Origin of the sequence: Vibrio sp. EA2 (assembly GCF_033042495.1) — a bacterium.
Classification (GTDB): Bacteria; Pseudomonadota; Gammaproteobacteria; order Enterobacterales; family Vibrionaceae; genus Vibrio.
The window spans coordinates 105,664-127,379 of sequence record NZ_JAWLID010000004.1; the positions used below are offsets into that span (position 1 = coordinate 105,664).

Consider the following 21,716-nt stretch of genomic DNA (forward strand, 5'->3'; position numbering starts at 1 on the left):
TAAGCGTCATTTTTGTTATCTTAAATACGGTAGATCTTAGAACACAGTTGGCATTTCCACCTTTCTGTGTAACCAAAGAGTTTGTCTGCCCAACTTGGTTTTACTTGTATGATCTGTATTGAACCACATTTGCACATAAGCTAATTACCTTATTATAAATTTAAGTACCCGTGACCACTTGTCGTGGTTTGGATAGAACCAGCCATTCATTGAGTATAGCCGCTTATCGTAAAGTGATAACTGCAATCGGCCAGTACTTTCTAATGTGCTTTAGAACCTCTTTTTCATATCTTTGCGCTCAATGGAAAGCTAAATTTTGAGGCTGTTGCTTTTAGTGGCAAATATCCTGGAGTGCCCTCTATTTTGCTGAATTAATATTCAGATTTATCGGTTTTTTATTAATGATAAACTATTCGTGGTTTCCTGTGTTTAAAGCAAGTTTGGCGCTGAATCTTGTATATCTTTAAACTAACTCTGTTTAATCGACTATAATTTGAGTTCGTAACACTGACTTTTTCGATTTGTAACCCGTATAACACTAAAATATTAGCTCGTAAGGTGGCGATAAATATTATTGGGATTTTAAGTTTTGGCAGTAAATATTCCTTTTGCCGAGATGAAATAATCGTGAAAACAGTAAAACCTTACTTAACAATGTATTTACAATCTCTTCATTCTAGTGAGAAGGAATGTATCGGATGCTATTACACGAATCAGTACCCCAATTTGCTAATGGGAACGAAGAAAGCACACCAAGTGCTCTGCGCCATACCGCAAACTGCGTAGTGATGGTGCCACCTAAAGAATTTCGATTTAATGAAGAAACCGCGCAAGATAATGAGTTTCAAAATCAGGTGTCACTCAGCCAGGAAGACGTTTCGCAAAAAACGATGGCTGAATTCGCAGCAATGGTAGCAAGGTTACGTCAGGAAGGCGTTCAGGTAGTAGAATTTGATTATCCTCTGTCTGATGTTGCGACACCTGATGCGGTATTCCCAAATAACTGGTTTAGTACAACCTGTGACGGGACTTTATATACATTCCCGATGGCATGTGAAAACCGCCAGAAAGAAGTTCGTCCAGATGCTTTGGTTGCGGCACTAGCGCAAGCGGGTCGAGAAGTGCACCTACAAGCCAGCTTAACGGAATACGTTAACGATCAGGCGTATCTGGAAAGTACTGGCGTGATGATTTTCGATCATTTTAACAAGACGGTTTATGCGGCACTGTCTCAGCGCTGTGACCGTTTAGTTCTGGAAGATTATGCAAATCGTATTGGTTACGATCGTGTGATTTCATTCCAAACCCGTTTGCCTTCTGGCTCGCCGATCTATCACACCAATGTAATGATGGCGGTAGGTGAACAGTTCTGTGTGATTTGTGACGAAGTAATCCCTGAGTTTGAGCGTCGCTTTGTGCTGAAATCACTGGCGAAAGACAAGCAAGTGATCTCAATTTCGATTGAGCAGATGAATCAGTTTTGCGGCAACATCCTCCAACTTGAAACCGTGAATGGTGACAAAGTGATTGCGATGTCTCAATCGGCATACGATGCGTTTTCTCCAGCGCAAAGAAACCAACTAGCGACGCACGGTAAATTACTGCCGTTTGATGTGTCGACTATAGAGTCTATTGGTGGTGGTTCGGTTCGCTGTATGCTGGGTGAAGTCTTCTTACCAAGCCGTCAAGCTGTGCTGTAAGTACTTACCAACCATTTCGAACTAATAGCTTTTTTCGCCAATCCTTTTCAGGGTTGGCGAAACCTTTTTTATCTGCCACATATTCGTTGGTGTACAGGTTAATTTGGTCATAAAAAAGGGCGAACAGGAAATTGTTCGCCCTTTGCATTGATATTCAGAGAGTACTATTGCTGCGTTGAGCTCATTGCTTCTTTGATCATTTCTGTCATATCAAATGTAGAGCCACCTTGTGTCGGTGGGTACTCTATTAAGCTTTGAACATGCTCTTGTACCATTTCACTTACAGGAGCAAGCAGCCATGACATTTTCTGAACCAAGTGGCCGTTCGCATCTACCGAGTCATAACTTTCGAATGGATCGGCGCGTAAGTTATACACTTTAGGCTTAGCTAGCGGTAAGAGGTTGTCATAGTAATGTTCGGCAATGGCGAAGTGGAATTTCCAAGGCCCAACTCGAACCGCAGACAGCTGGCTCTCAAAGTAGTAAAAAATGGATTTACGAGCCGATTGATTCGATTCTCCTTTCCAGTACGCTAAATTATCAACACCATCGATATACTGTTTCTTCTCTTTGAGCATTTTCTCTCGGACATCTTTGACACCCGCAGCAGAAGCTAACGTCGTAAAGAGATCCTGATGTCCTTGAATGCCGTTTAGCACTTGTCCTGATGGAATAACCGCAGGCCACTTAACCATGGTTGGTACTCTTACCCCACCTTCGTATGTGGTCATCTTCTCACCGCGAAACGGGGTTGTGCCGCCATGAGGCCAGGATGAGTGTTCAGGGCCATTGTCTGTAGAGTAGATGATGATGGTATTGTCTGTTACGCCTCTTTTCTCCAGTTCTTCCAGTAAATAGCCAACGTCGGCATCATGTTGCAGCATCCCGCTGCCATAAAAATCATATTCACTGGTAAATTTCTCGGCAGCGTAACGCCACTTATCATCTAAACGCGTATACAAGTGCATACGGCTGGTGTTGATCCAAGTAAAGAAAGGCTTGTCGTCTTGCATGGATTGGTCGATAAACTTGAGCGCCGCCGGAATCATTTCCGCACGGTCAAAGTCTTTCATACGCTCATTACCTAGAGGCCCGGTGTCGGTACATTTTTGTTTACCAACCTCGCCAAACCGAGGATCAACGGTCTTATCTTCTGTTTCTGTGGCAAAGCAATGAAGAACGCCACGAGTTCCAAATTTTTTTGCATACTCTTCAACCGAGCCGGAATACTCTTTTGCGAAGTTGATATAATCTCTCTGCTCGTGCTCTTCTTGAGTGTTCAAGTGATATAAATTACCGAAGAACTCATCAAAGCCATGAACGGTTGGTAATGCGAAATTGTGGTCACCTAAGTGGTTTTTACCAAACTGTCCGGTGGCATAGCCGGCCTCTTTTAGCACCTCAGCCAAGGATGGGGACTCTTTTGTGATACCCAGCGCACCGCCGGGCATCGCAACGGTGGTCATTCCTGAGCGAATTGGGTATTGACCGGTAATAAATGCCGCTCGACCCGCGGTAGAACTCGGTTGGGCGTAGTGATCGGTAAACATAATGCCTTCGTTGGCGATACTGTCGATGTTCGGTGTTTTGTATCCCATCGTCCCCATGCCATAAGCACTGACGTTTTGCCAACCAATATCATCACCAAAAATGACCACAATGTTTGGCTTATCTGCCGCTAGAGCCGTCACAGGTAATGCAGCTCCTATCATGGCTGCAAGTGATTTGATTTTCATACATTAATTTCCATATGCTACTGACTGTCTAAGTGAGTATAGTGCATGGAATATTATCGATTTTCTTATGGGTATCTTTTTTACTATTTGCGAGATGGGATACATTGGTTTGAATTATTTTGATAAAGAGTCGCTGTTTTAAGACGGGGGAGTGCTGAATTGAATCTGCCTCAAATGAGTTCTGTTATGTGCAGTATAGATGATGTAAGTACTTACTATTCTTTTGGGGCAAATAAAAGGCTAGCTTTAGACAGCTAGCCTTGGTTATGCATCAGAATAATGACCGGTTAGTTAGAACTGGTAAGCCGCTGAAAGCTTAAAGTTACGTCCTGGCTCGTAGTCCGTACGACCAAAGTCATGAGAAGCATGAGATGAATAGTGTTCATTGAACATGTTCTCAACCGCAGCAGTAATACTTAGATCCTGCAACGTATTTGGAACCCATCGAACATTGATGTCGTGTACATCGTAGCCGTCTTTCGCTGAGTCTTCTTCGGCGTCTTTGCTTAAGTCCAGTGCCCATTGGCTTGTCCAGTTTACGGACACACCCACATCAGCGATATCGTAGCCAATGTTTAATGAGATGCTATCACCGACTTCGTCATCGAGAGATTGGCCAACAACGTAGCCACTGCCGCTGTTTACGTTTACGAATTCTGAGTCAGAGTGTGAGTAAGTCACACGGCCGCTAACATCACCTTTACGCATGTTGAAAACGGATTCGAAACCCTGAATTTCCACGTCCCCTTCGTTGCTGTAAGTCGACGCTTTTGCCGTCATGGTATCGTCGATGTAGTCGTCAATGTGTGTTTCAAATGCAGTGAAAGAGAAGCCCAGAGTATCAAGCCCCAACACTTGTCGTGATTCATAGGCAATGGCTGCTTCGTAGTTCACACCCGTTTCCGCTTTTAAGTCTGAATTGTAGCTAGAACCGGATGAAATGTATGAACCGGTTAAGCCCGGACCTTTAAATAGCTCTGTTGCTGCTGCGCGCAACGTCCAGTTTTCATTCAGTGCATATTGTGTCGATAGGGCAAAAGTGAAGTCTTTAAACGTTTTGTCGGATGCGGCCATATCGACTTTGTAATGGTTATAACGGGCTCCTGGTGTGACAAACCATGCATCAGTCAATGCGACTTCATCTTCTACATAAAGGGCAAATGAATCCGCGGTTTCTTTACTGCCAGACACAGTAGTACCGTTAGTCACCTTTTTCGCTTCTTGCATTGCGCCTTCTGCACCATACCTTGCAGTGTGCTCAATGCCTGCTGTTTCTAACATGGTTTCAGCCAGAACTTTTGCGCCATAAACTTGGGTATTACCTTCACCAACATCACCTGTGCTTGGGCTTTTGTTCTGGTAGTTCATTTCATTGAAGTACACATTAGAACGAACATCGGTGTTATTCAGAGCTAACTCATGAACCAAAGCGATGGTCTCGCGCGTGTATTCAATCGGTCGGATGAAGTTGGAGTGATCGTAGGAGTTACCCATATTCGATTTCAGAGTGTAATCACCAGCATCTTTGTAGTAATCGTAGCTAAGCTCAAGGCGGTTGATGTCGTTGGCATCCCAGCCAAATTTCACAAAGTAGTTTTCCGTTTTACCTTCTTCGCCGACTTGTTTCTCACCATCACCATCTTCTGGATTATTACGGTCGATAACGCTGTAGTAGGCAAGTGCATCAACGGTATCTGTCAGTTGCGCGTAACCCGTACCTGAATACTGGTAGTAATCATTTGAGGCATAGCCACCGTTGACTCGGAAGCCGGCTTTTTCTCCTGAGCGAAGCAGATCTTTCGCGTCTTTTGTTTCAAATGCAACGCCACCACCTAATCCGCTGTTTAGCACTGAGTTAGTACCCACTTGAATATCTACGGCTTTGATGATGTCTGGGTTGATCAGTAGATTACCCACATGGTGGAAGACGTTGTTTGCCTGGCTAGCTCCATCAATCGTGATATCAAGATCCAGTTCACTGACACCACGAATGTTGATGCTTTGGTTCAGAGAGTGCGTACCGCCAACGTCAACGCCTGCCTGATCACGCAGGAGGTCACTCAAGTGGTCGGCTTGTTTCATTGATATATCGTCACTGAGTAGTGACGTTGAATCGCCGACGGAGGTACCCCAAACGCTGAGAACCTCAGTGGTATCGTTTTTCTCTGGTGTGGTTGGCTCTCCAGCATACGCAGCAGAAGTAAAGGCGGTTGCCGTGCCAATAAGTAAAGCGATAGGGGTTAATTTGAACGGGGGAGTGTACATCTTTATTTAACCTAAATATTATTGCAAATAATAGTGATTCGCATTCTATATGTAACAACACGTACGTCTATCAAAAAGTTATTACGATTGTGTATCATAAGTATTCAAAAGGTGAATATTTGCCGTATTGACAATGTCGTAGCGTAATTAGAACCGAGGGCTATAAATCATCAGATAGTTTCAATTTAAGTAACTGTTCTAAAGGGAGAGTTTTTGGTGCGTGCAAGTTTATTGGGTTTAAAACGAAAAAAAGCCAGCAGATAAGAGCTGCTGGCAAAGTCTTTGGGCTTCTTTTTTCTTTCTTATTCCAGAAGTTCTGGAGATTAACCTTGTTTACGAATCAGGTAGTCAAACGCGCCTAAGCTTGCTTTTGCACCTTCACCCATCGCGATAATAATCTGTTTGTAAGGAACCGTTGTTGCGTCACCCGCAGCAAATACACCTTCTAGGCTGGTTTCACCGTGACTGCCTACTTCAATTTCACCGCGTGGAGACAAGTTCACATCTGAATCTTTCAGCCACTCTGTGTTAGGAACTAGGCCGATTTGGACGAAGATGCCTGACAGTTCTAGCTCTTTGATCTCATCAGTATTGCGGTCTTTGTATTTTAGACCAGTGACACGTTTGCCATCACCAACCACCTCTGTCGTTTGCGCCATGGTAATGATGTCGACGTTTGGTAGCGAGTTCGCTTTGTTGATCAGTACTTGGTCAGCACGTAAAACATCAGCAAATTCAAGAACCGTTACATGTTCCACAATACCTGCAAGGTCGATGGCAGCTTCGATACCTGAATTACCGCCACCAATAACGGCCGTTTTTTTCCCTTTGAATAGCGGGCCGTCACAGTGTGGGCAGTATGCTACGCCTTTGTTGCGGTACTCTTGCTCTCCCGGAACATTCATTTCACGCCAGCGAGCACCAGGGCTAAGAATAACACTTTGACTCTTAAGTGTTGCGCCGCTTTCTAGCTGAATGTGGATGAGACCATCTTCAGTGTGTGCTGCGCCCATTAGTTTCTTAGCTTGTTGCTCTGTAACCACATCAACATCGTACTCTTTCAAGTGCTCACCAAGATCGGCAGCCATCTTAGGGCCTTCAGTGCGTTTCACCGAAACAAAGTTTTCGATCGCCATGGTGTCCATAACCTGACCACCAAAACGTTTAGCCACAACACCAGTGCGGATACCTTTACGTGCTGCGTAAAGCGCCGCTGCACTACCACCAGGTCCACCACCTACAACGAGTACGTCATATGGTTCTTTTTCATCCAGCGCTTTTGCTGCTTTCTCACTCGCGCTGTCGTCGACTTTGTTCAGAATTTCCGTCAGAGACATGCGGCCCTGGCCGAACAGCTCACCGTTAACAAATACGCTTGGTACCGCCATGATATCGCGCTGCTTCACTTCGTCTTGGAACAACGCGCCGTCGATCATGGTCGCTTTCACTTTCGGGTTAATCGCAGCCATCATGTTGAACGCCTGCACGACGTCCGGGCAGTTTTGACAAGACAGAGAAATAAAGATTTCGACATCCAGTTCTTTATCTAGCGCAGCGATTTGTTCAATCACTTCTGGCTCTAGCTTGATTGGGTGACCGCCAGAGTGAAGAAGCGCAAGCACTAGTGATGTAAATTCATGACCCATAGGCAGACCTGCAAAGCGAAGTGCTGTACCTTTAGCTGGGTTTGTTACTGTCATTACTGGTTTACGGTCACTGGCTGCGTCGTCACGAACAACAGCAATATGTTCGCTCATTTCTGCAATCTGATTGGCCAGAGACAAAATATCATTTGCCGCTTTGCTTTCATCTAGGCTAACCACTAGACGTATGTCTTCTTTTACATTAGCCAGATATTGTTTGAGTTGTTGTTGGATCGCTTGGTCTAACATAGTTGTTATTACCTTTTAATAAACAGAAGAGTGGTTACTCTGGATAAAAACATGAGGAGAGAGCAAACCGGGAAGAAGGTCGTCAAGGTATCTAACCCGGATTGCTCTCTTTAATTAGGTTTTGGTTCTTAGATTGAACCAGCGTTGGCAAATCTAGAATTAGATTTTGCCTACTAGGTCTAGAGAAGGTGCTAGCGTTTCTTCGCCTTCTTTCCATTTAGCTGGGCAAACTTCGCCTGGGTGTGCCGCTACGTACTGAGCCGCTTTCACTTTGCGTAGTAGGTCTTCTGCGTCACGGCCGATGCCTTCTGCAGTGATTTCCATTGCCTGGATAGTACCTTCTGGGTCGATTAGGAACGTTGCACGGTCTGCAAGACCTTGACCTTCACGCATCACGCCGAAGTTGTTTGTGATGTTGCCAGTTTGGTCGCCAAGCATGTAGTAGTTGATTTTGCCGATAGTCTCAGAGCTGTCGTGCCATGCTTTGTGAGTGAAGTGAGTGTCAGTTGATACTGAGTAAACTTCAACGCCACGGCTTTGTAGCTCTGCGTAGTGGTCTGCTAAGTCACCTAGCTCGGTCGGACAAACGAACGTAAAGTCAGCTGGGTAGAAGAAGAATACCGCCCACTTACCTAGAACATCTTGTTCTGTTACTTGTACGAATTCGCCTTCTTTAAACGCTGTAGCTGTAAATGGTTTGATTTTAGTATTGATCATTACTTTACTTTCCTTTCGGTTATTTTGGATTAGCAAATCTTGCTGTCGGAAAGTATATTCGCACCTGAGTTAGCTTAAATAAAATTGCTTGTAGCTATCTTATTGATAGCCGATTCCTATTTTCCTAAATAGCGAAAACCTATTACGCCTATCATTGTTGCACAAATTCTTTAAAGTAATCAGTTCATCAAGTTCCAGAGTTATTTTGCAGGCCAGGTCATTGGGAACCGATTTAGCCCGTGATTTTAACTGCTTTCCTTCGCCAGTAACCGCCGAAGTCGGCATGAGTCAGAACGACGATGGCGGTTTTGCTCTTATGGTTAGCCTAGTAGTAGAGCTTGAGTTACCACAAGAGCAAGAGCTTGAGATGACTCGTATTTCACATCAGGTTTGCCCTTACTCAAATGCGGTACGCGGTAATGTCGGCGTTGCCGTAACGGTGAATGGTGAAGCGATTTAAATGAGTTGGAATGCTCAATACCCTGTCAGCTCCATATAGCCGGTGCCTGAATGAGACCCGTCGATGGTCACCGGACCCTCCCAATAGGTTACCGACAGGGGCATTTGTGCGTTAGGATTGAGTGCAGTAATCGTGATTTCAATTTGCTGATTGGGGATCGAAAGCTGCCACTCAGTTGGATAGTCACGACCTTGAATAGTCGTTTTTCCGGAAGCTTTTAAGCGGAGCTCGTTTTGTTGAATCGCGGTTCCGCTGCCATCTTGGTTCATCAACTTAGCATGCGAGTAACTGGATTGTCCGGTTTTTGCATCGCGAAGTTGGAATACCATCAGGCTTGTTTCCTCACCCAGCCTTAGCGCAAACCAATCCCAACCTTGCTGTGACTCGTGTAAGTACTGTGAGCTCCATTCTCTGTCGATCCAACCTTTACCTGAGACCTGATGAGTTTCGCTATCAATGGTGACTTCTCCCTCTACATCAATAAATGGCTGACTGTAGTAATGCGAAGCGGCCTGACCATCGGCACTTTTGGTGCTGTATCCTTGCTCGCCTTGCTTTTGATAGGGTGCATTACTGGTTAAGTTGAGTGAGTAACCAAATTGCTTGGCGTTGGTATTGAGCGTAGCGGGAAACAAGTCATCGGTGGATGAGATCCACTGCCAATCATCCAGATAAACACGAAATGGTGAGGTGTCCACTCCGGCAAGCTCGCTGTGATCCCGTGACCATTTTTCATCGGCGTAATGTTTGTCTTTGGTGGTGACGGCACTGTGCGCCATGTAAATTTGATGGCTTTGCCATACGGCCTTTGTTTCTTCTGGTTTGTCTTTCTGTGGTACCGCAGAGAAGCGAAATTGTGTCCATTGCACACCGAGTGGATTGCCCCTTTCATCCGTTAAATTTGCCGTTAGGTACCACCATTCATGACGAAAATCGAGATGCGCTTGATGATCGTCAGGGAAGGTGATCTCAACGCCTTTCATTACGGGAGTGAACGACTCGGCCTGGGCTGGTGCTTCACTTCCTCCCAATAACATCCCTACATTTTGTTGTCGGGACTCCTCACAGCCTATAAGAGCTAAGCAACCAAGCACTAGTGCGATATGTTTTACGATGCGATTCATCACAGTACCTCACTCTGTAAGCTGGATACCACAGGTTTGCTCACCAAGCGCCACAGTGGGATTAAAGTCGCTATTACTGCAACTAAAATGGTGATGGCGCAGATACTGAGTGCATCACTCCAACTCCATAGGTAGCTCAGGCTCCAGCCGAAAGCGCGTAAGGTTACTACGTCAGTCAGTATATAGCCGACCATTGCGCCAAGTGGTATGGCGATAACCAACGTAAAGCTAACCAAAGCGACGATTTGCCCAACCACCATCGCCATCAATTTTCGACGACTCACGCCAAGCGCATACAACCTTGCAATGGCGGCTTTGCGCGCATCAAGCAACATAAAGCAAGCGCTAAACAATCCAATCACAGCCACCGTTAAGGTCACGCCATTGAGCGCGCGTGTGATGGCAAAGGTTTGTGAAAAGATCGCCAATGCGACCGATTTGACGTGAGCCTGATCGTAGAGCTGACTTGGATGCAGGTTGAGTTGCTGTTGTAGTTGCTCGTACATGGCTTTTTTGTCGCCGGAGACTTTAATTCCAAGACTAATCGGCAAGTCAGTAAAACCGCGCTCTTGCCACAATGCAGGCGCAAGCAATACTTCACCATTGGGTGCGCCGTAATCGTAGAAAATGGCTCCGACGATCAGCGTCTGGCCTTGTAGCGCGTCGAGCTTCAATTCACTACCAAGGGATAAACCAAGTTTCACGGCGGTTGGTTCACTGATCGCAGCCAACTCTCCATGGTAGAAGCGCGGCCAGAACTCAGATACACGAGACTTAAACACCATGGTTTGCTCTAAGGTGTCTTTATCTTTGGTTCCAAGCCGGATAGGCAAGCCTTGCAAGTTATCATCGAATAGACCTTCTCAACGTTGTCGAACTGTTCCAGTGCCTGCTCAACATTCGCAATTTCACCTTGTGATGGGCTGACGTAAATATCCGCATGCAGCCTTTGCTCAAGCCATTGCTTTAGGGTGGACTCAAAGCTGCCGACCAAGTTATTCATACCGATATTGGCGGTCACGGCAAGAAGCAGCGCCATCATCGCAAGAGAAAGTGGAGAAACCAGCTCACGCAGTTCAGCAAACAGATATTGCACCAAGCCAGGTATGGTTCGCTGCTCGCTCCAATACGCTAATACGCTGAGCGTTTTCGGTAGATATAAAGGAATTGAAACCACTAACACACCAAGCCATGCCATGGTCAGGCGATGATGGTCACTCAACCATAAACCTGTCAGAGGTAGCGTGGTGAGCACCAAGCCGACAAGGAACAGTTGATTCTGGTTGGATGTTTCTGGTGCTTGATAAAGACCACTATGTGAAGAAAGCGGCTGATGGACTCGGTGTTTAAAGTGCTGCCAACAAGCGAGCAAAGCCGCAGCTAAAGTCAGCAACAGTGCCTGTGCCCACCATTGCCATTGCCAAGTGCCGGGAAGAAGAGTTGCACCATAGAGTTGCTCAAGCGTAAGGGCAACCGTTGGATGTAACCAGTGACTCAATTGGATACCGAAGAAAAATCCAAGTGACGCTCCGAACATCACCAATATCGTCAATTCAACTAATAGCGCAGAGAACACATTTATCGGTGCGATGCCAGCCTGCTGAATTTGTACCAACAGGCGATTACGTTTGAGTAAACTGTACTTCACGCCGTTATAGGCGATAAACAGACCGACTAAAAACGCCAACAAACTCATCGCGGTGAGATTAAGGTGGAAGCTGTCTGTCAGCGATCCAAGATCAGTGCTTTGGGTGTTGGTAACCCATTGTCCTTGTTCTCCGACTAAGCTTTTCCATTTTGTGAGCTCATTGCTTTCAGTACTAAAAACGGCGATATAGCTCAGCTGGCCTGGTTTATTGAGTAACTGTTGTGCGAAGCCAATATCCATCAACATACGACTTCCCAGTTGCCACTCATCCGGCAGCACAACTACATTGGTTTTGACTTCATCCAGAATCATGACATCCGCATTACCCACGCTTTGGTGTTGGGATTGGCTCATCATCACAATGGGTTCGCCAGCCAATAGCTGAGGCAGTGGTAGTGCGCTGTCGAATAAGGAAACATCTTTCTCGTTACCAGAATCAGAAGAATAACGTGTTCCAGAGGTGATTGCGGCTATGAGTTCACTTCCTTGCACTGACCACCGACGACCTTGTTCATCTCTGACCCGACCTTCAATCACCGGCAGTGAGGCGCTCAACCCCTTTTGCCTAAGTGAAAAGTAGAGCGATTCGGGCAAATAGCGTTGACCAGCTGGTGGGATAATCAGGTTTTGTGCTTGAGCACTCAGCTGCTCAGTGGATTCTGCATAGCTGCGCTTGGCATTGAGGTTGATGGCCTGCACCGCGACAAAAAGGGTCACTGCCAGGACGATACCAATCAGAATGGCGGCGGCTTGTAGCGGCGCCTGCCGATAATGAGCCGCAAACAAGTAAAGTGCGAGTTTACTGTGGGTGAGCCTAGTTTGCTTCATAGTGTGGCTCGTGGTTTTGCTGCGTAAGGACAAGGCGACCATTATGCAAACGTAGCTGAGTTTGCATAAAGTCAGCACATTCAGGGCTATGCGTCACTAATATCACCGCGGTTTTACCGTGGGTGGCAATTTCACTCAGTAGCTTCATGACCTCTAAACCAGATTTTTGGTCGAGATTACCGGTAGGTTCGTCAGCTAGTAAGAGTTTGGGTTTGTGGGCTAAGGCCCGGGCCATCGCGACACGCTGTTGTTGACCACCAGAAAGCGCAGATACATGTCGGTCGAGTAGCTCACTGATACCTAAGGATTCCACCAAATAGTCACACCACTTGTTCCATTTTAGTTGGTTCAAATGCAGTGGGAAGGCAATGTTTTGCTTGACGTTAAGAGGGGTTAATAGATTGAACTGTTGGAAGACGACGCCAAGTTTTTGATGTCGGAAACGGCTCCATTGCGCATCTTTCCAGGTGGCGGTGTTTTCTCCATCTAGCCACAGTTCCCCATCGGAGAGAGGCTCGAAACCCGCAATGATATTGAGCAGGGTACTTTTACCGCTGCCACTAGCGCCCGTTAATGCCACGCTTGCGTTGTTTGTCAGAGTGAAGTCGAGACCTTCCAGCACGCGGTGCGTCTCTTTGCCATCCACAAAGCTTTTGCTGGCACTTTTGAGTGCGACAAGTAGGTTGTCCATTTCCTCTCCCTTTAATTCACCAACTTGAGTCGTTTCTTTCGGCGCTTTTGTATCTATAAAATTCTAGACAACAAACTGAAAAAGATAGCGATTAACGTCGACTTCCTGACAACTTGTACTCAAAAGAGAAGGGAATGGATGAGTGGTTCGGGGAGATGGTAGTTTGGGTTTACGATCTCAACCACCTACTTGAGTAGGCGGTTGTTATTCAGAGCGTTTCGTTTTTCCAAATTTTTCTCCCTGTTTTTATATACGAAGCTAAGTGCGTTTTACGACTTTAAAGTTATCCCAGGCCTGGCTAGTTGGCATCACTTCTAAGCTGTTAATGTTGATGTGGCTTGGCTGCTCTGCTATCCACAGCATGATGTCAGCAATGTCCTCTGGCTGCAGTGGGTTAGTGCCATTGTATATTTGATTGTACTTGTCCTGATCCCCATTAAAGCGCACTAAACTGAACTCACTTTCAGACAAGCCCGGCTCTAAACTGGTGATACGGAGCCCCGTGCCTGCGAAATCCGAGCGTAAATTACGTGAAAATTGAGCCACAAATGCTTTGCTGGCACCGTAGACGTGTGCGCCCGGATAACACCAGTTGGAGGCAATACTGGCTAAATTGATAATGGTCGCTTTTGGTTGCTCTAGCAGGATTGGCAACAGTGCGTGCGTGACGTTAACCAGGCCTGTGACATTGGTATCGATCATGGTGTGCCAATCATCGAGTGACGCTTCATTTGCGGGGCTTGCTCCTAATGCCAGGCCAGCGTTGTTAATCAAAATTTCGATGTTCTTGAATTGTTCTGGTAATTGTTCAATCACCGCTTTCACATCTTTAGCGTCTCGTACATCTATTGTCGCAATATGGATGTCACAGTCTTGAGATAATTCATCCGCGAGCGCGTTCAAACGTTCTTTACGCCTGCCAGTTAACACCAATTGGTAGCCTTCGTGACCAAAACATCTTGCTGCCGCTTGGCCAAAGCCCGATGTTGCGCCAGTGATAAACACAGTAGGTAGATTCATAGCCAATATCCTTTTTCCGTTAGAGCATCCAAATTGCTCGGAGCAGCGCCAGAGCTGATAGTATTAACATCAGATAGAATGCCGCTTGATGAATGATGTTTAAGTTCTTGTATTTAAAAGCCAGTTTTCCTGCCATCAATGCCGTCATTGCAATTAGTGCATAACCTAATGGGTGATCGGGCATGAAGTACCACTGTTTGGTCATCACATAGCTACTGCCGACAACAAAACAGGTAGTAAGAAAGAAGTAGCTGATTAAGCTATTGCGCTGCACGTTAATGGGCATCTTGCTATAGCGCATGTAAATCACAACGGGTGCGCCCCCTGCGGACACAGCACTGGTTGTCCAGCCTGACATAAACCCACATAACAGTGGTGACCGTGATAGCTGTAATGTCAGTGCATGTTTGCTGTGACTGAGTGCGGCAAGGGCAAGTATCGCGCCCGGAACGATCACTTTAAGCTGATTATCTGGCAGGTAGAGCAAGAGTAGGTAACCAAAAGGTACACCAAGACCCGTAGCCCACAGCAGTGGGGTCAGTGTTTTGAAATCGGTCTTGTTCCACGCCGAAGCGACCAAAGGCAAGCAAACCAGTAAGTCTAATAGCAGTACCGCAGGCACCATTTCGGCAACAGGGTACATAGAAGAAAGGACTAGGATAACCAAGGCTGAGAAACCGAAGCCGGTATAGCCTCTGATAAAACCTGCAACAATCAATGTAGAAATAATGATAAATTCTGACACGGCGACCTTCCTTTCTAATCAACCAACCGTAATGCTTAATGTTAATTTACTTGGATTAGGAAGGATTCCTTAGTACCAGTTGAGGTTATTTATGGGTACAGGTAAGGCAATGAAAAATAATAAAAAACCCATCACGAGTTAAGTTCGTAATGTATGGTTATTGGTTCGGTAAAACTCTTGCTTTCGGGCGGATTTACAATAGTGAGGCGAGTTTTTGGATCCCGGCGTCTATCTTGCCTTTGTCTATCGCGGAGAAGCCGAGTCTTATGTATCGACGGCTATCTAGATGGAAACGGGCGAAGTGAATGGTTCCAGGTTCTACCAGCACTCCGGCATCTTGAGCTTTTTTGGCGAAAGCTTCACAGTCGATAGGTCGAGGCAATTTCAGCCAGAATGAGCTGCCCCCCATCGTTTCTGTAGTCACACATTGCGGCAGGTGCTTTTCTATTGAATTACGCATTTCTGTCCAGCGTTCCTGATAGCAATTTTTCAGCTTGCGTAGGTAGGTGTCGTAATGACCAAGCGAAATAAACAATGCACAGGTGCGTTGGTTGTTCGCTGGTGGATGGCGGTACATCAAACGTCGAAGTGAGCGTGTCGCTTGAATCAAAGGCCTTTCAGCGACCATGTAGCCCAATCTCAGCCCTGGTGATAGAGATTTGGATAAGCTACCGATGTAAATGACGCGGCCGTGTTTATCCAAACTTTTGAGTGATGGGCTCGCCTGACTCAGCACATTGACTTCACTTTCGTAGTCATCCTCAATGATTACAAAGTCATACTTTTCAGCAGCATCCAGCAGAGCTTGTCGCCTTTGCATCGACATAGTGACATTGGTCGGTACCTGATGGCTCGGGGTGACATAGACATAGTCACACTGTTTTAACTCATCGCTGATCTCAATCCCCTGGCAATCAATGCCAATAGGCACGATATGCGCACCGCGAGAGGCGAAAATATTACGCACGTCTGGGTAGCCCGGCTCTTCAATACCAATAGCCGTTCCTTGATTAGCCAACAGCTCTGCCAGTAGATACAACGAGTTTTGTGTCCCGATCGTGACCAGAATTTCTTCCTGATGGGCTTTTATACCGCGCTTGGTGAGCACGTTATTTTGTAGCTGTTTGATAAGCGCCGGGTCATCACTGTCGATTGAATCTGATATCCAATCTTTTACTACACCGGAGCGCTGTGATAAGCGGCAGCATTCGCGCCAATGGTTTAGAGGGAATATCGAGTGGTCAGGCTGTCCGAACAAAAACGGATAAGGATAATCTTGCCAGTTTTTGGCCTTGGATATATTGCGTTGATTACGCAGATCTTTCTTGATTCGGTTGGTCCAAAAATGGGCAGGTTTTGCACCAAGAATGGCTTCATTACGCGATGTCGATGTGTCGTCGATATTTAAATCTGCGTGTAAAGCTTCTGTATTTGGGTAATAGCCACTGCGCTCCTGCGACTTTAAATACCCTTCATCAACCAGTTTGTCATAAACGAGAACAACGGTATTTCGAGAAACTCTGAGCATTGATGCCAGCTTGCGGCACGAGGGTAACGCTTTATCTTCGAAGACGCCATTGCGCATTGCGTCGAGTAAGTGTTCCCTAATTTGTTCTTGCAAGCTTCTCTCTGGAGAGAATTGTATGTGCATCAAATATTCACTTTTCATAACTCGCCTATAACGTTGTTGTTTTATTTTATTAACAATGGCCAAGCATCAACCATACCAACTTTTCTTTTTCTTACTGGTTACTGCAATCTGTTTTGTCCCCATAAAAAGCTACAACTGGATCTATATGCCAGACAGGGAGCTTGTCTAAGGTGAAAGGAAACCGAAGGAGAGCGTTTATGGATTACGGACAAACACATTTGGCGTATCAGCCAGCCCAGCACGATGTTGAACAGGTTGAAGCGTGGGATAAAGCGCATGTTTGGCATCACTTAACACAGCATGCCGCATTTGAAAGCCAGTCACCGCTTATCATGTCCCATGGTAAAGACGAGTATATCTGGGATATTAAAGGCAATCGCTATTTGGACGCGAGCTCAGGTGGTGTGTGGTGTGTCAATGTCGGCTATGGACGCGAGCGAATTGCCGAGGTGATAAAAAACCAAGCGTTGCAATTGAACTACTTTGCAGGTTCCGCTGGGTCTCCAGTGATGGCGGAGTTTGCCAGTAAACTCATCGAAAAAATGCCGGGTATGAGCCGTGTTTACTTTTCTAACTCTGGCTCTGAAGCGAATGAAAAAGCGTACAAAATCGTACGCCAGATTGCGCACAAAAAGTATGGTGGTAAAAAGCATAAGATCCTTTACCGAGAGCGAGACTATCACGGCACAACCATCACATGCCTGAGTTCCACCGGGCAAGAAGAACGCAGAGCACAGTATGGTCCGTTTACGCCGGGTTTTGTTGAATTCCCTCACTGCTGTGAGTATCGCTCTCAGTTTGGCAGTGTTGATGACTACGGCATCAAAGCAGCACAACAATTAGAAGAGGTGATTCTGCGTGAAGGGCCAGAAACCGTTGGTGCGATTGTCGTTGAGCCGATCACTGCGGGTGGTGGCGTGATCACCCCGCCTAAAGGCTACTACGAAGAGATCCAACGTATCTGTAAAAAGTACGATATTTTGATTCATGTTGACGAAGTGGTGTGTGGCGTTGGCCGTACAGGTAAATGGTTCGGTTACCAACATTATGGTATCAAGCCAGACATCGTGACGATGGCGAAAGGGGTTGCATCGGCTTACGCTGCTATCTCTTGTACCGTGACTACAGAAGAAGTCTTCCAACAGTTCAAAGACGATCCTTCGGATAAGTACAGCTACTTCCGAGACATCAGTACTTTCGGCGGCTGCACTATTGGACCCGCCGCCGCATTAGAGAACTTAAAAATCATTGAAGAAGAGAACCTGATCAATAACGCTGCTCACGTTGGTGACTATTTGATGGCGCAGCTTCAGCGTTTGAAATCGAAATATGAAATGGTCGGTGATGTGCGAGGAAAAGGGTTATTTCTTGGCCTCGAATTGGTGAAAGACAAAGCGAGCAAAGAACCAGTCAAGGAAGCCGTTGCTGCCGATATTGTGGCTAAGTGTATGAAGCGAGGTGTGCTTATCGGGCGTACCAATCGATCCTTTGAACGGTTAAATAATACCTTGTGTTTGAGTCCACCATTGACACTCACCCTAGAGCAAGCTGACGAAATCGTGAATGTTATTGACGCGGTGATTGCTGAAAAAATCGCAGAGCCAGTGACTTAACGTCTATTTAAAACCAATAAAAATGAACAGCGCCTTGGTGCTCCCTAGTGGATTGCCAAGGCGCTTTTTACGTCGTTAAACCCGAGAATAAACGCACTAACATGGTGCGCTAAATTGGTGCGTAACTGGACCAATAAAGAAATGCTCTGGTACTACCTAACCACAACAGCAACTCGTAATGTGAAGATGTCATACAGCACATAAGGACGTGGATATGAAGACACTGATGAATAAATCACTGAAAAACAAGTTGGCGAGCAAAACGGTATTACTGGGGACTTTGCTTTGTTCAATGAATACCTGGGCAGCGAAAGAAGTGACGATCGGCTACCAGGGAATGTTCAACCCGATGAAGTATGCCATTGATCAGAAGCTGGTTGAAAAAGAAACGGGTTACGACATCAAGTGGCGTAAGTTTGATTCTGGCGCAAAAGCAATCACGGCTATGGCGGCTGGTGCCGTTGATATGACCGTTGCCGGTTCCAGCCCAATTGCGAGCGCGGCAAGTAATGGCGTTGAGATGGAACTGGTATGGGTGATGGAAAACATCGCAGACGCCGAAGCCTTGGTCGTCAAAAACGGCAGTGGTATTAACTCACCAGCCGATCTCAAAGGTAAACGTATCGCGGTTCCATTTGTTTCTACTACCCACTTTCACATGCTATTTGCTCTAGAACAATTTGGATTAAGCGAGAAAGACGTCAAGCTCATCAACATGCAGCCGAATGCGATCATGGCGGCTTGGCTGCGTGGTGATATTGACGGCGCGTTTATCTGGGATCCTGCTTTGGGCAAAATCAAGCAAGACGGCAGCGTGCTTATTAGCTCAAAACAACTTAGTTCGTGGGGCAAGCCGACATTCGATGGCATGATTGCGAACAAGCAGTTTGCAGCTGAAAACGGTGAGTTCGTTTCGAAATTTATCACTGTAGTTGCGAATGTTGATCAGCAATACCGCGCTGGAAAAGAAACCTTCAGCGCTAAAGACCCAATGGCGGTTTCTGTCGCGAAACTGGCTGGTGGTGAACCAGAAAGCGCAGTTGACGCGATGAGCCTGTATGAATTTCTGGATGTGGATACTCAGTTGTCATGTCAATGGCTGGGTTGTGGTAAAGAGGGCGGCGCGAGCAAGGCGCTCGAAGCAACGTCTGCTTTTCTGTTGAAAGAGAAGAAGATATCGGCACTGATGCCAGATTACAGCGTATTTGTTAACCCAAGTTACGCCGAAGCAGCGAAAGCTCAGTAATCACATCTACAAATACAAGGAAGTATCGTATGTCTACAGAGAAAACACTGAAAATAGAAGACGTGTCGGTCGTGTATGAAGATCGTCAGGGAGGAGAACCCGTCCTTGCTCTATCGGGGGTTAATTTAGAGATAGAACAGGGGGATCTGGTCGTTGCACTCGGAGCTTCGGGTTGTGGTAAAACGACGCTATTGAACTTAATGGCAGGCTTTATCACTCCAACAGAAGGGTATTTAACCTTGGGCAACTCATCGGTGGAAGGCTTACCTCGTGTGGCCTTAGGGCGTGATATTGGCGACCAAATTGTGGGCCCGAGCGCTGACCGAGGCGTGGTGTTTCAAAAACATGCGTTATTTCCTTGGCTTAACGTCATCGAAAACACAGCATTTGGTTTAAAGCTGAGAGGTGTGAGCAAAGAAGAACGTCTGGAACGCGCAGCCAAATACCTGAAATTAGTTGGTTTGGAAGATTTTCATCAGCACAAGGTGTATCAACTTTCTGGCGGTATGCAGCAGCGTGTTGGGATAGCCCGAGCTCTGACGAACGACCCGAGCATTCTGTTACTGGACGAGCCATTAGGTGCACTTGATGCGCTTACCCGCGAGACCTTACAAGAGCTGCTTCTCGATGCGTGGCAGACCACCAACAAAATGATGTTCTTTATCACTCATAGTGTCGAAGAAGCTCTGTTTATGGCATCTCGCCTCATCGTGATGTCGCCAAGACCGGGGCGTATTACCCATAGCTTTGACCTGGACTTCAACAAACGCTTTTTGGAATGTCGGGATGCACGAGCCGTTAAGTCGATGCCTGATTTTATCGAGATGCGAGAAAAGATCCTTTCCATCATTCACCAAGATGAAGTACCGGAGGTGGCGTAATGACTCAAGCAGCTATGGTTACAGGAACAGGTGCGGTTACAGAAACATCCGCAGAAACGGAAATGAAACAAGATCGCGTACAGGACAAAACCAAACAAGTGACAGTTGAAGAACGCACGCAAGATAGTGTGATTCACAAAACGCCCCCTTTTTATGCGCTTATCAAAGCAATAAAGAAGAAGACTTTAGTACCGGGCAACTATTATGGTGAGCCGGGGCAGGGCGACTCTCGATTAGTGTCGGTTATTGCGAGTATTTTCTTTATCGCACTATGGGCACTGGTCACCGAAATGGGCTGGGTAAAACCGCTCTTTTTGCCCGCTCCGAGTGCAGTGATAGAGCGTTTTGGTGACTTGGTGGTCAATGGTTTTTCTGGCGTGTCACTCACGGATCATCTGGCGGCAAGTTTAGGGCGCGTATTTGGGGCGTTTATCCTCGCCGTTGTTACCGCTGTGCCAATTGGTATTCTTATCGGTTCTAATGTGTGGATTCGCGGCATCTTCGATCCCTTGATTGAGTTTTACCGCCCTTTACCCCCACTTGCTTACCTGCCTTTGGTGATCATCTGGCTTGGCATCGATGAAACCAGTAAAGTGACGTTGATTTATCTGGCGATGTTCGCGCCAATCGCATTGAGTGCCCGAGCGGGTGTGAATTCAGCGCGTAGCGAACAGATTCAGGCGGCGTATTCCATGGGGGCTTCCAAAGCTCAGGTGCTTTATCACGTCATCATCAAAAGTGCGATGCCTGAAATTCTGACGGGGCTGCGTATCGGTATTGGCTTTGGCTGGACCACGCTGGTGGCGAGTGAAATGGTGGCAGCAGAAGCGGGGATTGGCTTTATGGTGCTCAATGCCGCAGAATTCCTTGTCACAGACGTTGTGATCGCAGGCATTATTATTATCGGTGTGATTGCTTACGCATTTGATTTGTTTATGCGTTATCTGGAGAAAAAGCTGGTGCCTTGGAAGGGGTATTAAGCGCCGCTTAGTGGATGAGTTTTATCGAAGAGGTCAGCTATCAAAGCTGGCCTTTTTTATGTCCTAAACTTTTCTATTTCCCAAATAACATAGAAAAACAGACACGTGGTTCTAGAAACAATAAAGCCTGGATAAACCAGGCTTTATGAGCAGAAAGGAAGGCTTACACGTAGTACGCTTCCACTTCGCCTTTCAGTTTGATCAGCATTGGGTTACCGAAACGGTCTTTTGCTTTTGGAGACGCGATTTTTACCCAGCCTTCGCTCACGCAGTATTCTTCAACGTCAGTACGTTCTTTGCCGTTGAAACGGATACCGATTTGGTGATCAAAACACTCTTTTACAAAGAATGGGCTACGTGGGTTGCCGGCAAGGCGATCTGGTAGAGCTGGTTTAGTAGTGTCGTTCATTTTTTGACCTGGATTCCGTAAAGAAAGTGCGTCATTGTAGTCAGTGTCTGCGCAGTGTTCAAGATAACGTTACTCCAATGCATGGAGGATTGTTTTCTGTATGGTTGTAT

At 46.3% G+C, this 21,716-nt stretch carries 15 protein-coding genes and 2 pseudogenes; 6 read left to right on the plus strand and 11 right to left on the minus strand.

Translation table 11 applies throughout. The annotated features are described in order from the left end of the window. Positions 1-698 precede the first annotated feature (698 nt). A complete protein-coding gene (locus tag RXX31_RS11425; protein ID WP_317589466.1) occupies positions 699-1,700 on the plus strand; it encodes an arginine deiminase-related protein in 1,002 nt (333 codons plus the stop codon). Positions 1,701-1,864: 164 nt separating this feature from the next. Here the strand turns inward: RXX31_RS11425 and RXX31_RS11430 are convergent, their stop codons facing one another. The 4 genes from RXX31_RS11430 to ahpC form a co-directional block, all read right to left on the minus strand. Further along, positions 1,865-3,436 (minus strand): arylsulfatase, encoded by a 1,572-nt coding sequence (locus RXX31_RS11430; protein ID WP_317589467.1) that lies wholly within the window; start codon positions 3,434-3,436, stop codon positions 1,865-1,867. A 291-nt stretch (positions 3,437-3,727) separates the two neighbouring features. Beyond that, on the minus strand, positions 3,728-5,701 hold the full coding sequence (locus RXX31_RS11435; protein WP_317589468.1) for a TonB-dependent receptor domain-containing protein: 1,974 nt from the start codon (positions 5,699-5,701) through the stop codon (positions 3,728-3,730). A 323-nt stretch (positions 5,702-6,024) separates the two neighbouring features. Next, positions 6,025-7,593: an alkyl hydroperoxide reductase subunit F gene (ahpF, locus tag RXX31_RS11440; protein WP_317589469.1), complete on the minus strand. Its 1,569-nt coding sequence runs from the start codon at positions 7,591-7,593 to the stop codon at positions 6,025-6,027. 159 nt (positions 7,594-7,752) lie between these two features. Next, positions 7,753-8,310: an alkyl hydroperoxide reductase subunit C gene (gene ahpC / locus RXX31_RS11445; RefSeq protein WP_014235093.1), complete on the minus strand. Its 558-nt coding sequence runs from the start codon at positions 8,308-8,310 to the stop codon at positions 7,753-7,755. 247 nt (positions 8,311-8,557) lie between these two features. Between ahpC and RXX31_RS11450 the strand changes: the two are divergent. Then, positions 8,558-8,770, plus strand: a pseudogene (locus RXX31_RS11450) (organic hydroperoxide resistance protein); the annotation flags it as partial. Between the two features lie 14 nt (positions 8,771-8,784). Here RXX31_RS11450 and RXX31_RS11455 read toward each other — a convergent pair. From RXX31_RS11455 to RXX31_RS11480, 6 genes and pseudogenes are all read right to left on the minus strand, one after another. After that, the gene (locus RXX31_RS11455; protein WP_317589471.1) at positions 8,785-9,894 is read right to left on the minus strand and encodes a lipocalin-like domain-containing protein; all 1,110 of its coding nucleotides are present in this window, start codon (positions 9,892-9,894) and stop codon (positions 8,785-8,787) included. Then, positions 9,894-12,370: pseudogene (locus RXX31_RS11460) on the minus strand (FtsX-like permease family protein). Before RXX31_RS11460 ends, RXX31_RS11455 begins: the two are co-directional and overlap by 1 nt. Then, positions 12,357-13,061, minus strand: a complete 705-nt coding sequence (locus RXX31_RS11465) for an ABC transporter ATP-binding protein (RefSeq protein ID WP_317589473.1) — start codon at positions 13,059-13,061, stop codon at positions 12,357-12,359. The pseudogene RXX31_RS11460 and the gene RXX31_RS11465 overlap by 14 nt, the downstream one beginning before the upstream one ends. A 258-nt stretch (positions 13,062-13,319) precedes the next feature. Then, positions 13,320-14,081 (minus strand): SDR family NAD(P)-dependent oxidoreductase, encoded by a 762-nt coding sequence (locus RXX31_RS11470; RefSeq protein WP_317589474.1) that lies wholly within the window; start codon positions 14,079-14,081, stop codon positions 13,320-13,322. A 19-nt stretch (positions 14,082-14,100) separates the two neighbouring features. After that, positions 14,101-14,826, minus strand: coding sequence for a TSUP family transporter (locus RXX31_RS11475; protein ID WP_317589475.1), 726 nt, complete (start codon positions 14,824-14,826; stop codon positions 14,101-14,103). Between the two features lie 193 nt (positions 14,827-15,019). Continuing rightward, positions 15,020-16,495: a PLP-dependent aminotransferase family protein gene (locus RXX31_RS11480; protein WP_317589476.1), complete on the minus strand. Its 1,476-nt coding sequence runs from the start codon at positions 16,493-16,495 to the stop codon at positions 15,020-15,022. Between the two features lie 179 nt (positions 16,496-16,674). Here RXX31_RS11480 and RXX31_RS11485 point away from each other — a divergent pair, with 179 nt between their 5' ends. The 4 genes from RXX31_RS11485 (at position 16,675) to RXX31_RS11500 (ending at position 21,197) form a co-directional block, all read left to right on the plus strand. Continuing rightward, positions 16,675-18,090 carry an aspartate aminotransferase family protein gene (locus RXX31_RS11485; RefSeq protein WP_317589477.1) on the plus strand — a complete coding sequence of 472 codons (1,416 nt, stop codon included), beginning with the start codon at positions 16,675-16,677 and terminating at the stop codon, positions 18,088-18,090. A 214-nt stretch (positions 18,091-18,304) separates the two neighbouring features. Next, positions 18,305-19,336 carry a taurine ABC transporter substrate-binding protein gene (gene tauA, locus RXX31_RS11490; RefSeq protein WP_317589478.1) on the plus strand — a complete coding sequence of 344 codons (1,032 nt, stop codon included), beginning with the start codon at positions 18,305-18,307 and terminating at the stop codon, positions 19,334-19,336. Between the two features lie 29 nt (positions 19,337-19,365). Next, positions 19,366-20,217, plus strand: a complete 852-nt coding sequence (locus RXX31_RS11495) for a taurine ABC transporter ATP-binding protein (RefSeq protein WP_014235081.1) — start codon at positions 19,366-19,368, stop codon at positions 20,215-20,217. Next, positions 20,217-21,197, plus strand: coding sequence for an ABC transporter permease subunit (locus RXX31_RS11500; protein ID WP_317589479.1), 981 nt, complete (start codon positions 20,217-20,219; stop codon positions 21,195-21,197). The genes RXX31_RS11495 and RXX31_RS11500 overlap by 1 nt, the downstream gene beginning before the upstream one ends. Before the next feature lie 163 nt (positions 21,198-21,360). Here RXX31_RS11500 and RXX31_RS11505 read toward each other — a convergent pair whose 3' ends face one another. Further along, the gene (locus RXX31_RS11505) at positions 21,361-21,606 is read right to left on the minus strand and encodes a DUF3297 family protein (protein WP_014235079.1); all 246 of its coding nucleotides are present in this window, start codon (positions 21,604-21,606) and stop codon (positions 21,361-21,363) included. Positions 21,607-21,716: the final 110 nt, after the last annotated feature.